Origin of the sequence: Actomonas aquatica, from assembly GCF_019679435.2 — a bacterium.
GTDB lineage: Bacteria > Verrucomicrobiota > Verrucomicrobiia > Opitutales > Opitutaceae > Actomonas > Actomonas aquatica.
The window spans coordinates 4,563,045-4,576,644 of the sequence record NZ_CP139781.1 but is presented as its reverse complement, the minus strand read 5'-3'; the positions used below and the strand labels follow the sequence as shown (position 1 = coordinate 4,576,644).

At 64.4% G+C, this 13,600-nt stretch carries 9 protein-coding genes; 5 read left to right on the top strand and 4 right to left on the bottom strand.

All coding sequences use genetic code 11. From position 1 onward, the window contains the following. Window positions 1-2: 2 nt before the first annotated feature. From K1X11_RS17520 to K1X11_RS17510, 3 genes are read right to left on the bottom strand one after another with little or no spacing between them, the layout of a single operon-like run. Window positions 3-2,537, bottom strand: coding sequence for an ABC transporter permease (locus K1X11_RS17520; RefSeq protein ID WP_221033074.1), 2,535 nt, complete (start codon window positions 2,535-2,537; stop codon window positions 3-5). Window positions 2,538-2,586: 49 nt separating this feature from the next. After that, the gene (locus K1X11_RS17515) at window positions 2,587-2,964 is read right to left on the bottom strand and encodes a GxxExxY protein (RefSeq protein WP_221033073.1); all 378 of its coding nucleotides are present in this window, start codon (window positions 2,962-2,964) and stop codon (window positions 2,587-2,589) included. 35 nt (window positions 2,965-2,999) lie between these two features. Beyond that, window positions 3,000-3,689, bottom strand: a complete 690-nt coding sequence (locus K1X11_RS17510) for an ABC transporter ATP-binding protein (protein WP_221033072.1) — start codon at window positions 3,687-3,689, stop codon at window positions 3,000-3,002. Between the two features lie 42 nt (window positions 3,690-3,731). Between K1X11_RS17510 and K1X11_RS17505 the strand changes: the two genes are divergently transcribed. From K1X11_RS17505 to K1X11_RS17485, 5 genes are all read left to right on the top strand, one after another. After that, entirely contained in the window at window positions 3,732-4,376 is a 645-nt protein-coding gene (locus K1X11_RS17505) for an arylesterase (protein WP_221033071.1), read from the top strand. A gap of 9 nt (window positions 4,377-4,385) precedes the next feature. Continuing rightward, entirely contained in the window at window positions 4,386-5,246 is an 861-nt protein-coding gene (locus K1X11_RS17500; protein WP_221033070.1) for a hypothetical protein, read from the top strand. Continuing rightward, complete coding sequence (locus K1X11_RS17495; RefSeq protein WP_221033069.1) at window positions 5,236-5,883, top strand: carboxypeptidase regulatory-like domain-containing protein; 648 nt, start codon at window positions 5,236-5,238, stop codon at window positions 5,881-5,883. Before K1X11_RS17500 ends, K1X11_RS17495 begins: the two co-directional genes overlap by 11 nt. 30 nt (window positions 5,884-5,913) lie before the next feature. Then, window positions 5,914-7,605, top strand: a complete 1,692-nt coding sequence (locus K1X11_RS17490) for an adenylate/guanylate cyclase domain-containing protein (RefSeq protein ID WP_221033068.1) — start codon at window positions 5,914-5,916, stop codon at window positions 7,603-7,605. Between the two features lie 159 nt (window positions 7,606-7,764). Further along, window positions 7,765-11,118 (top strand): autotransporter-associated beta strand repeat-containing protein, encoded by a 3,354-nt coding sequence (locus tag K1X11_RS17485; RefSeq protein WP_221033067.1) that lies wholly within the window; start codon window positions 7,765-7,767, stop codon window positions 11,116-11,118. Between the two features lie 80 nt (window positions 11,119-11,198). On the opposite strand, the gene K1X11_RS17480 is transcribed toward K1X11_RS17485, so the two are convergent. After that, a complete protein-coding gene (locus K1X11_RS17480) occupies window positions 11,199-13,571 on the bottom strand; it encodes a YfbK domain-containing protein (protein ID WP_221033066.1) in 2,373 nt (790 codons plus the stop codon). Window positions 13,572-13,600 lie beyond the last annotated feature (29 nt).

The following is a 13,600-nucleotide window of genomic DNA, read 5'->3' as shown; positions in this document are numbered from 1 at the left end:
CATCAACCTTCCGCCCGCAGCACCTCCAGTGGCGGGTGATTCGTCACGCCCCGGTTCGACATCAGCCCCGTCAGCAGCGTGATCGCCGACACCGTGATCACAGCCACCACCAGCGTCACCGGCGAGGCCACCCCGACCGTCTCAAACACAAAGTGCGCCAGCAACCCGTTGGCCACCACGGCGAGGCCGCAGCCCACCAGCGCGGAGAGCAGACCGAGCACGGCATATTCGACCAACTGAATCTGCCACAACTGCCGCCCCGTCGCCCCGAGCGTGCGCAACAGCACGACTTCGCGCAGGCGTTGCAGACGACCGCTCATCATGGTGCCGACCAGCACGATCACGCCGGTCGCGACCGTAAAGAGTGCCATGAACTGAATCACAAACTGCACCTTCTCGAAAATGCCATCGAGGGTCTCGAGCACCAGTTGTAGATCGATTGCGGATACATTCGGCAACGCGGCCACGATCGCCTCCTGCACCCGCGCCGAATGCGCCGGATCGCCCACGCGCGTCGCCGCCACGTAAAACTTCGGCGCCGGCTCCAACACGCCCGCCGGGAAAACCACAAAGAAGTTGGGCTCCATGCGTCGCCACTCGACTTCGCGCAAACTGGCCACGCGCGTCAGGATCGATAGGCCCTGCACGTCCCATTCAATCTCGTCGCCGAGCGCGACGTTCATCTGCTCGGCGACGCCCTGCTCCAGCGAGATCGGCACCACGCCGGAGCCATCGTATTCGACCGCACTCACCCACTCGCCCGCCGTGATGCGCTCCGTGCGCTCGTTCAAATGATCGCGGAAGGTCGAGCGGTATTCGCGCCGCAGCGTCCAATCCGCGACGTTGTTGTCCCGGTCGCGCAGGATCTCGCCCACCGGCGTGCCCCGCACCTGCGACACGCGCATGGTCACGATCGGCGCGTCGGCCAACATTGGCGCGTCTTCACGCACCAGAATCTCGCGCAGCGGATCGATCTGGTCGTCCTGAATATCGAAGAACAACAGGTTGGGACGATCGCTGCCGCCCGCGCCCGCGATCTGTGCCAGCAGGGTCGCCCGCGTCAGCGCCAACGTCACGATCAGGAACGTGCCCAAGCCCAGCGCGAGCAACAGCAACACGGTGCGATTGTTCGGTCGGTGCAGGTTCGCGATGCCCTGTCGCCACACATACGGCGCGCGCTTTGGGGTGAACCGTCGCGCCGCCCACGCCACCACTCTGCCCAACAGACCGAGCACCAGAAAACTCACGGCCAGCGCGACGATGAAACCCACGCCCACCTGCCACCGCGGAGCCTGCCGCAGCGCAAAACCCGCCACGATGGCCACGATGCCGCCGTAAACGACCCAGCGCCACGGATCCCGGTTGGCCGCCGCCTCGGCCACCGCCGCCCGAATCGCCACCAGCGGCGACACGCGCCGCACCGCCAGCAACGGCAGCAGCGAAAACAACCCGCAGATCAACAGACCCGCCCCCGCGCCCTTAAACACGACCGGCCAGATGATGCCAAAGTCCACCTCCACCGGCAGCATGTCCGCCACCAATCGCGGCAGCGCGAGCTGCACGCCCACGCCCACCGCCGCACCGACCACCGAGCCGATCAGACCGAGCGCGAGGCCCTGCACGAGATACACGCCGAAGGCCGTGCGGGAACTCGCGCCCAAACAACGCAGCACCGCGACCGTCGGGATCTTCTGACGGATGTGCACATGGATCGCACTCGCCACGCCAATCGCGCCCAAAAACAGCGCCACAAATCCCACCAAACTCAGGAACGAATACACGTTGCGCAGCGCGTTGCCCAACTCCCGCTTGCGCTCCTCCACCGTCTCGTAGCCGAGGTGCTCATCCGGGTAGGCCTCGCGCATGCGCCGCTCCACCGCCAGCGGATCGCTGCCATCGTCAAACACCACGTAACGCCGGTGCCGCGCCAGGCTGCCCGGGCCGAGCAGCCCCGCGCCCTCCAGCTCGTCGTAGGGAATGAAGACCCGTGGCGAAAGCATTGCCACCATCACCGAATCCCCGGGGATCTGCCGCAGCGCGCCCACCACCGTAAACTCCTCGTCGCCCAGTCGGATCGGGTCCCCCACCGCCACGCCAAACTGCGCCATCAGGGTCTCTTCCAACACGGCCACCTTGCCGCCCGCCGCGAGCTTGGCCGGCGCATCGGCCGGCACGGTCTCGAAGTCACCATAAAATGGATACCCGCCTTCCAGCGCCCGCAGCGTGGCCAGCCGCGTGCGGTTCTCCGCGGTGGGGAAAACGATCATGGTGGACAGCGCGATCTCGCGCGCCTGCTGCCCGCCCATGGCCTCGAGCTCGGCGAGGATCTCCGGTGAAAACGCCGCCCGCCCCTGCACCCGCAGATCGGCCCCGAGCAGGGTGCGAGCCTGCGCATCGATCGCCTCGCGCAGATTCGCATTGAAGGACCCGATCGCCACCAGCGACGCGATGCCCAGCACGATGGAAAACGAAGCCAGCACCAACCGCCGCCGCGAAGCCCGCGAATCCCGCCAGGCCATTTTCAGGATAAAACGCATCTGCTAGATTGGGGTTAAACCACGAAACACACGAAATACACGAAAGGGTTCAGAGGACGATGCGTTCGCTTTCGACTTTCGGGTAGTGCCCAAAATTCACGAGGATGCCCAATTTCATGCCCGTCGACTTGAGGTAGTTGTGGACCTGCGCCCGGTGCTCATCGGTCAGAGCCGATACCGCTTTTATCTCTACGATAATTTTCCCGAAACAAACAAAGTCCGGCGAATAGGTCTGCTTCAGCGTTCTGCCCTTGTAGCTCAGTTCCAACTTGGGCTGAGCCACAAACGGTAGTCCCTGATCCGCAAACTCCAGCTCCAGGCACTCTTGAAAGACCGCCTCCAAGAAACCGCATCCCTTCTCCCGGTAGACCTCAAAACAAGCTCCCATAATTCGGTAGGATTCATCCGCATAAATGACGTTCTGCATGACAGGCCCTTTCGTGTATTTCGTGTGTTTCGTGGTTAAAAATCTCCCTCGACCACTTCGCCGTTGCGGAGGCGGAGGACTTGGGCGCAGAGCTTGGCCAGTTCTAGGTCGTGCGTGACCATCACCAACGTTGTGCCTTTTTCGTGGTTCAGGCCGAAGATGAGCTCCTGCACCGTGTGCGCCGTAGCGCCGTCCAGGTTACCTGTCGGCTCATCACAGAAGAGGATCTTGGGCTCGTTGATAAACGCCCGCGCCAACGCCACGCGCTGCTGTTCACCGCCGGACAGCTGCACCGGATAATGGTCCGTGCGTGCGCCCAGACCCACGCGCGTGAGCAACTCCACCGCCTTGGCCTCGGCCGCCGCGCCACCCGCCCCGCGCAGCTCGAGCGGCACCAGCACGTTCTCCAAGGCGGTGAGCGTGGGCACCAATTGAAAGTTCTGAAACACGAAGCCCACGTGCTCGTTGCGCACCCGCGCGCGCTCGTCCTCGCTCATCGCGCCGATCGCTTCGCCAGCCACCATCACCTCACCGCCCGACGGTCGATCGAGGCCGGCGCAAAGGCCCAGCAACGTGGTTTTACCGCTGCCCGATGGACCCAGAATCGCGAGCGACTCCCCCGCGGCCAGATCGAAGCTGACTTCGTTTAAAACGGTCAACGCCCCCGCCGCCGTGGGGTAGCTCTTGGTCAGGCGCTGGACTTTCAACATGGATTGAACACTCATGAGCGAAGGCGCGAACGAAACCCCGTGCCTCCCGATGTGCAAATGACGAAGACGCTTCGCCTCCCCTTTCTAGTTCTCGCGTTGATCTGCGGCAGTGCCGCCACCCGCGCCGACTCCAATACCGACGACGTGCAGACCATCCTGTTCTACGGCGACAGCCTGACCGCCGGCTACGGCCTCAATGACCCCACCGTCACCGCCTTTCCCGCCCTCATCGGCGACAAACTGGCGGACGCCGGCCTGCCCTACCGCATCGTCAACGCCGGCCTCTCCGGTGAAACCTCCTCCGGCGGCCTGCGCCGCATCAACTGGGTCATGCGCCAGCCGGTCGACATCTTCGTGCTCGAACTCGGCGCCAACGACGGCCTGCGCGGCCTCCCCCTCGATCTGCTCGAAGCCAACCTCCAAAAAATCATCGACCGTGTGCGCGCCAAAAATCCCAACGTGCAACTCGTCATCGCTGGGATGCAGATGCCCACGAGCATGGGCGATTACGCGAAGGACTTTGCCGCCATATTCCCGCGCCTCGCCGAGGCCAACGACGCTACGCTCATCCCGTTCCTGCTCGACGGCGTGGGCGGCGTAGCCGAGCTCAACCAAGCCGACGCCATCCATCCCAATTCCGCCGGACACCGCATCGTCGCCGAGACAGTCTGGACGCACCTTGCGCCTTTGGTATCTCCTTGAGTTGCGTCGATGTTACCCCCGCCCCTCACCCCATCCTGCTTCCGCTTCGTTCTGGCCTGCCTGTTCGGCCTACTGACAACAGGCCTACCAATCTGGGGGCAAGCGTGGTCCACCAACGCCGCCGTCGGCTTCACCCACAACGACAACGTCACCAACTCGGCCCAAGAGGAAAAGGCCGACTCCGCCGTCTTCGCCTCCGTCGACTATGGCACCCACCGCCTGCTGAGCCGCGACCTGCAGGGTTCCTTCAAACTCACCGCCGCGAGCACTCACTGGCTCGACTACGAGGGCCTCGACCTGAGCGACCTCACCGCCACCGCGGGTCTGCGTTGGAAGTTTGGCCTCGGCCCCTACGCGCCCCGCCTCGACACGCACGTGACCGTCGGTCGTCTGCTCGCCCGCGTCGACGAATGGTCGGGCAACCAGTTGCGCATCGACACGCAGTTTTCCCGCCGCCTCTCCCCCGCCTGGTTGCTGGCCGCCTCGGTCGAGTTGAATCGGCTCGATGCCAAACGCGCCGTCTATTCACACACCCAGTGGACCTACGCTGCCGCGGCTCACTACGACCCCACGCCGGACTGGCGCATTTCGCTCCGCCTCCGCCATCGCCAGGGCGATCAACTCTCGTGGTGCCGCAACAGCTGGCCGTCATTCGCCGGCACCCCCCAATGGCTGGACGGCATCTTCGGCGGTGACTGGTTTCCCTACCGCACCGAGGCTCGTCTCAACGGCGCTTCCCTCACCGTCTCCCGCGCCCTCGGCCACGCCAGCTCGATCTCGGCGGGCGTTGAATCCACTCGCTCGACCTCGTCAGCCCACAAAACCTACCGCAATACCGTCCTCACCCTGCAATTCGTCCATGCGTTCTAGCCACTTAACCTTTCGCATCGCACTGCTCTTGCTCGTGACCGCCGGAGTTCGCGCGGCCGACGTGGAAATTCAGGTCAACGACCAGAAGCAGGTCCCGATCGCCGAGCTTGCCGTCTGGCTCACGCCGCTCGACCGGCCAACGCCACCGGCTCCCTCGAACCTCCACGCCACCGTCAAACAGCAGGACGAAGAGTTCACCCCCTACATCTCCATCGTGCGGGTCGGCACCGAGGTCGCTTTTCCCAATCTCGATGACGTGCAACATCACGTCTATTCGCTCTCCCGCCCCGCTCAGTTCGAGATTCCGCTGCACGGCGGCAACCAGACCGAATCCGTCGTGCTCGACAAACCCGGCATCATCCCCGTCGGCTGCAACATCCACGATTGGATGATCTCCCACATCGTCGTCGTCGACACGCCGTGGTTCGGCCAGACTGACGCCGACGGCCGCCTCCGTCTCACCGATCTGCCAGCTGGCCGCTACACTTTGGAAGCCTGGCATCCACGCCTGCGCAAATCTCACTCCGAAGAAATCACCCTCGCGGCAGGCACACCGCTCACGGTGCCGCTGGAGCTCAAACTGCGTCCCGATCGCCGGCTGCGCCGCGCTCCCGATGCGGGTGGCCACGGTTACTGAGCACCGCCACCGGCCGCCGTCCTCGCGCGTATGATCCGCTTCCGCAGCTTCCGCGCGACCCTGCTGACGGTGCTCCTCGCGGCCGTCGCGGCCACCCAGATCGCGATCTATACAATGGTCGCATTCGTGAACCACCGGGAGGCCCGCCGGGAGATTGAGACCGACCTCGAAGCGGCCGCCATTGCGTTCGAACGCGTCTCCTCCGACCACGTCCGCCAACTGGCGATCAGCGCCACTGCCGTCGCCCGCGACTACGCTTTTCGCCAGAACTTTTTCACCTTCCTCGAAGACGCCGAAACCCTGCAGTCGGCGATGGCCAGCGCCCGCGATCGGATCGATGCCGACCTCAACGCTTGGGTCGATCTCGATGGCGCCACCATCACCGCCCTGCCCGCCGCGCCGGACGACCTGTTTGCCGAAATCGTTCTCCGTGCCGACGAAAGTGAGGAAGCTCGCGCCACCGGTTACATCGAACTCGATGGCGAACTCTACGTCGCGGCCGCCGTGCCGATCTACGCGCCGACGATCGTCGCCTGGTGGGTGGTCGGCACCCGCGTGGACTCCACCCTCGCCTCCGATCTACACGCCATGACCGGTGTCGATGTAAGTTTCGCCAACACTCAGGGACAAATCACTGCGTCTTCCCTCGAAGCGCCTCTGCGCGAAGCCCTGACCCGACAGGTTCCCGGCCTCACCATGGACGACAGCACCATGCAGCAACTAAGCCTGCAGGAGCAGAGCATCCTGGTCCGCGTCCGCCCCGTCCCCCTCGATTCCGGCGGCCACCTGCTCACCCTCCTGCAATACTCCCTGCACGAGAAACTAGCCCCATCCCGCCGCCTGGGCCGCCTCATTTTCTTCGTCAGTCTCGGCGGCATCGCGGTCGCCGCCATCCTCGGCGCCGGACTCGCCCGCCGCCTGAGCCGACCCGTGCAGGCCCTCGCCCACCACACCCAACTCATCGCCGCCGGCGACTACACCACCCGCCTCGAACTCAACCGCCGCGACGAGCTCGGCGACCTCGCCCACGCCTTCAATGCCATGAGCACCGGCCTCGCCGAACGCGACCAGGTGCGCGACCTGTTGGACAAAAACGTCTCCCCCGAGGTCGCCGCCGAACTCATGCGCGAAGGCGCCGCCCTCGGTGGCGAGGAACGCGAGGTCACCATCCTCTTCGCCGACCTGCGCGGCTTCACGACCTTTGCCGAAGACCTGCCTGCGCGCGATGTCGTGGCCCAGCTCAACCGCTACCTCGACCGTATGACCGCGGCCATCGAGTCCGCCGGCGGGGTCATCGATAAATTCATCGGCGACGAGATCATGGCCCTCTTCGGCGCGCCGGTCTCCGCGCCCGACTGCGCCCATCGCGCCCTCCAAGCCGCCCAAGCAATGCGCAGCGCCCTCGCCGAGCTGAATCGCGAATTTGTCGCCGAGAGCCTGCCGCCGCTCGCCTTCGGCATCGGCATCAACTCCGCCCGCGTCATCGCCGGCAACATCGGCTCCCACCGGCGTCTCAACTACTCCGTCATCGGCGACGGCGTAAACCTCGCCGCCCGCCTCCAGGCCCTCACCCGTCGCGAGGAGTTTGGCACCGATCTCATTCTCAGCGAATCCACCTTGATCGCCGCCCGCCGCCACGCCCCTTACCCCTCCCGTGACTTGGGCAAACACCTGGTTAAAGGCCGCCACGAACCGGTCCGTATCTACACCCTTGGCGACTGATTTCGTCTTTCGCCTCTAACTTCAGCTAGTGGGCGACGCCACCGAGGTTACAATCGCCTGCTATTTAGCAGCTTACGCGTTCCGAAAATCGTTTTTACAAAGTAAATGCAAATGGATGTCCGCCTTGCCTTGCCCTCGGGACTCTCCCATAACCGCAGCATGAGTCGTCAGCGTTTTCTCTCCGCCTGCGCCAGCTTTCTTCTCCTCCCCACCGTTTGGGCCATCGAACCCGCCGTGCCGGTGACGGCCGAGTGGACCGGCGACAACCCCGAGGACAACTACTGGTCCGACTCCGCCAACTGGCTTGATGGGCAACTGCCGAGTTTCGACGGCATGACCGTCGCTTACTTCCCCGGCCTCCTATTCAACTTCGGCGACGAGATCCACATTGCCCTCGATAGCTACCCCGACGTCGCCGCGCTGAACTTCGATTCCGGGGCCAACTACGCTTTCTCCGCCGACTATGTGGAGCTCACCAATGTCGACTTCACGATCCGCAGCTATGTTGAAGTCGCCGGCGGCTTCGAAGGGCCCTTGATCTCCCAACCTTCCGCCGCCGCCCTGGATACCGCCTACGGCTACTTCCCCTCCGAAATCCTCTTCGACTACAGCGTCAACGTCATCGCCGATAACACCGACTGGTATGTCCACGGCAGTGCCGAGGTCGAAATCGCCGGCACCCTCACCAGTTCCACTCAAGTGCGCAAATCCGGCACCGGCATGCTGCTGCTCTCCGGCTACAATTCCTCCGCCCTCTCCGGTGAAGTGCTCCTGACCGACGGTGTGCTGGGCATCGGCAGCAGCGAGGCTCTCGGCAATGCCACCCTCACCATCGGACCGAAGGACCAGAGTCTCTACCTCTACCCGGGCCTCGTCGCGGTCGACTACGATCAGACGATCAACAACGCCGTCACCGTGACCAACTACCTCTCCACCTACGAGGACGAGGACTATCAGGAGAACGAGCTCAACTTCGCCGGCACCGTCACCCTTCTCGACGACACCCTCATCGAAAACTACGGCGGCCTGCTCTCTTTCGAAGGCAGCGTCATTGAGGAAAACGAGGGCACCGCCGTCACCGTCTACGCCGACCGCCCCGTGCTCTTCGGCGGCATCACCGACTTCACCGGGGGCCTCAATGTGCAACAAGGTCAGGTCGTCTTCCTCGATGGCGACAGCCTGCCCACCGCGGGTGATTACACCGGCACCACCTCCAGCTACATCGGCCTGATCGAAGCCACCCTGGCCGACCAAACCGCCTCCCTCACCGAGTTTCTCTCCCGCTTCGATCCCACCGGCTACCAAGGCGCTATTGGCTTCGATACCGACCCCGATTCCATGGTCGTCAACAGCTACGCGGGCGACCTCGACCTGAGCGGCCTGCACCCCGATGTCACCCTGGGCTCCCTCACCCGCGCCGAAATCACCGGCACCATCACGCCCGCCGGCACCAACTACCGCTTTGGCGGCGGCGGCGGCGAACTCCGCGTCGGCTCCACCCTGTCCGACGGCGAGAGCCCGCGCGGCATCCAAGTTTATTCTGCCTACGACAGCGCCCTGACTGTCTACCTCAATTCGTCGGCTAATAGCTTCACGGGTCCCGTCGAGGTCGCCAACTCCGCCCTCATCTTTGGCAACGCCCCCGGCACCCTCCCCACCGGCGCCAGTCTGCTGACCCAGCAAGGCGGTTACATCGGCCTGCAGGACGACACCCGCACCATCGCGTCCTACCTCGGCCAATGGAACAACCAGCTTGCCCAAGGCTTCATCGGTTTTGATTCGCAGGACAGCAGCTCCCCCCGCCTCATCACCGAAGACATCGATCTCTCCGGCTTCACCAACAGCGGCTTTTACCTCGCCACCACCACCGATGTCATGCTCCAGGGCGCGATCACCCTGCCCTCCACCGCCACCGCGTATCGATTTGCCGGTTACAAAGGCGGAGCGCTCACCGTGGCCAGCACCCTGACGGACGCCAACGAGACCCCGACCGCTGTCTACATCGGCGACTACAATACCTCCGCCACCGGGTCGTTCCAATCCGAGGGCAGCATGGAGTCCCGCTATTCGTCCGTCACCCTCGCTGGCGACAACACCTACACCGGCGGCACCTACCTCTCCAACGGCGGCTTGATCGTAACCCACGACAACGCACTCGGCACCGGCACCCTCTCCGCCATCGGCGGCGGCTACGGCTTCACCGACTCGCTCTACTACGGCGAAGAACCGGAGCTCTACTTTGAGGAGTATCCTGTCCTACGCGCCGGCAGCGTCGACTTGGTCCTCGCCAACGCGATCGAGCTTTCCGGCAACCTCATCGTCGACACTCCCTACCTCGAGACCGACTCCAACTTCACCCTCGACGGCGACATCTTCGGCAGCGCCAGCCTCATCAAGGCCAGCGGCGGCACCCTCAACCTCGGCGGCAACAACAGCGAGTTTTCCGGCGGCATGCTGATCATGGAAGGCACCGTCAACATCGACACCGACACCGCCGCCGGTTCCGGTCCGATCGCCATGGGCTACGGCTACGGTCAAACCCTGAACTTCAACTCCGCCAACCCGACCATCGGGGGCCTCGTCGATATCCTCGACGGCGAGGAGTTTTACATGTCCACCGCCTTCGTGCACTTGGCAACGGGCACGACCCTCACGATCGACCCCAAGGGTCTGGAGCTTGAATTCGGCGGCTACATCAGCGGCGAAGGCGCGCTCGTCATCACCGGCGAAGGCGAACAATCCCTCACCGGCGGCAATTCCTACACCGGCGGCACCACCATCAGCAATGGTGCCACAGTCTACGCGAGTGGCAGCAATGCCTTTGGCAACGGCGGCGGCGAACTGGGCACGCCCTCCGTCACCCTTGACGGTGCGACCCTCTACATCGATAGCGACGCCACCTTCAACCCCGTCAACGCCAACCTCGTCTTCGGCCCCAACGGCGGCACCCTAGGCGGCAACGGCCGCCTCACCTTCGACAACACCCTGCAGGTCGGCGACAACGCCAAGATCGCGCCGGGCTTCTCCATTGGCCACCTCCAGCTAGACGGTGCGGTCGAATTCGCCAGTGGCGGCGGCCTCGAAATCGAACTCGGCGACGCGTCCAACGGCGATGTCATCGCCGACTTCCTCGTCGCCGATTCCCTCGCCTTCACCTCCACGGCCATCGATCCGTTCAACATTTTCCTCACCAACGAAGACGGCATCGTCCCCGTGAATTTTGATCCCAACGAGAGCTACACTTGGTTGGTCTTGGGTTCGCTCACCTCCATTTCCACCTTCGATCTGGATATCATCAACTTCAGCATCGATACCGACCTGCAGGCCCTCGCCGGCGACGGCTTCTTCTCGCTCAGCCTCGCCAACGACATCGGCATCCTCAGTGATGGCCCGCTCGCTGATAACCTCCTGCTGGTCAACTTCACCCCCGTGCCCGAGCCCTCCACCTACGCCCTCTTCGGCCTCGGCCTGGCCATCGTTGGCTGGCACGCCTGGCGCCGCCGCCGCGCGTAAGCAAACGCGTCTCATCCCTTCGACCAAAAAAGGCCGGGCGACGTCGCCCGGCCTTTTTTGTGCCTCCTCTGCGAGACCTCTTATCGCACCAACCGCTCGGCTGCCGCGATCAGCGCCAGCAGCTCCTGCCGCCGGCCTCCGGGATCAAAGCCCATCGCGCCCTGCGCCCACTGCTTGACCTCGCCCAACGTCAGTCCCGCCCGTCGCGGAGAGTCGCGCAGCACCATACCAAACCCCGCCACCGCCGACGCAAAGCGGAAGTCCTCCGACGCCGCCGCGAAGCTCCGGTCCTCATCCACCAACGGATAACTCCACTGGCGACTCACCTCCCCGTTCGGCGTCTTCGCCCGCACGTGCACCACGAGCAGCTCGTTGTCGATGTCGGCCCCCAAGGGCACGTCGTTCACCGCCGCCGCAGCCGCGGTCGTTCCGGTCGCCGGTTGGTAGCGCAGGTCCGCCAGCTCCACATCGATGAACTCCTCCGGCAACGCCGAGCCCACCGGCACAACCTCATAGAGCGCCGTCACCGCCTGACCCGCGCCCACTTCGCCGCCGTCCTTGCGATCATCGGCAAAATCCTGCCGGGCCAGCGCACGATTTTCGTAACCAATCAGTCGATACGCCGCCACCCGCCGTGGGTTGAACTCGACCTGCAGCTTCACGTCCTGCGCCACCGTCGCGAGCGTGCCTTCCACCTGCTCCACCAACAGCCGCCGCGCCTCCTGCTCGGAGTCGATGTAGCCATACTGCCCGTTGCCGCGATCAGCCAGCGTCTCGAGCGTCTGGTCCTGCAAGTTGTGCATGCCAAATCCCAGCGCGGTCAGGAACACGCCGGTCTGCGCCTTCTCCGTGATGAGCCGCTCCAGATCACCCACGCCGCTTATGCCGACATTAAAATCGCCGTCCGTGCAGAGGATCACGCGATTGATACCGCCGTCCACAAAGTGCGCCTTGGCCACATCGTAAGCGAGTTGGATGCCGTTCTCGCCGTTGGTGGAACCGCCCGATTGCAGACCGTTCAAAGCTCGCTCGATCTCGCTACGATTCGTCATCGGAGTCGACGGCAGCGCCAGTCCCGACATGCCCGCGTAAGTCACGATCGCCACCCGATCATCCGGTCGCAGTTGATCGACCAGCAGGTGCATCGCCCGCACCGCCAGCGGCAGCTTGTTGCTTGCCCCCATCGAGCCCGAGACATCGAGCAGAAACACCAGATTGGCCGGCGCGCGCATCGCGTTACTCAGGTCCCGCGCCTTCAGGCCCACCCGCACCAGCTTGTGCTCGGGCGCCCACGGCGCCTGCGCCACCTCCAAATGCGCCGCCATTGGCCCCTCATCCTCGCTCGTCGGCGGAGCGTAATTGTAAGTGAAGGCGTTCACCAACTCCTCGATGCGCACCGCATCCATCGGCGGCAGATCGCCGTTCTGCAGGAAGCGACGCACGTTGCTGTAACTTGCCGTGTCCACATCGGCCGCAAAGGTCGAGGTCGGCTGCGCTGTCGGGATCTGCCACGCCGACTCCCGCACCGTCGCATAACGTTCGGTGTTTGCCACCACCCGCGCCGGCGGCGCCATCAGCGGGCGGATGTAAGAGCTGTAGGACCGCGACGAGAGGTCGCTCCTCAGGCCCGGTAGCGCCGGCGCAGACAACGTGCCCGTCGTTTGCCCCCACGGGCGGTTCGAAGCATTGCCACTCGCCGCGGTCAACTCCGTCCCATTGCCGCCCATTCCCAATGCCACCAGTTCAGGCTGATCCGCATTGAGGGTAACCGTGTCGCCGCGCTGCTTCGCCGCCTGCAACGCCTGTTCCCGACTGATCTGCACGACCACCGCCGGCAGGTTCGTCGCTTCGAGCAATGGTGCATCCATGGTCACCCAGCTCGGAGCTTCCGTCACCGCAAAGGACGACGATGGCTCAACTTCACGAGATTCCACCGGTGCCGCCGAGAGCGTCCCCGCCCCCTTCACCGCCACTTCGTCATCCGCCAACTCCGCCGCCGCGACCGACGGGGCCGGAGCCGGCACCGTCGCCGGGGCCACGCCATCCGTCGCACTCGGCGCCGGCGGCAAGTTTGTCAGATCCAAATCGTAAGTGATGACCTGCTCCTGAGCTCCCGGATTGTTGCGGTTATAGACCACCATCATCACCGCAAAACCTGCGGCCATTAGGCCCGACACCCAGAACACCGGGAAACGCACCACCTTCTTGGGCGTAAACGGATACAGCTCATCCTTCAGCTCCGAGGGTCGCACCGGCTCGACCTCCGGCAACGCCTCCGCCGCCAACACGCCTTCGAGGTCGTCGCCCATCGCACGCACGTCCTCCACCACGGCCTGCAGTGCCGGATCGGCCGCCACCGCCGCCGCCACGTGGCGGGCCTCTTCGCCCTCCAGTTCACCCAGCGCATACGCCGTCAATCGCGGGTCATCGGGACTCATTTGCCTGTCGTTCATCGTCGTTTCCTCGTCGTTTTAAATCTCGT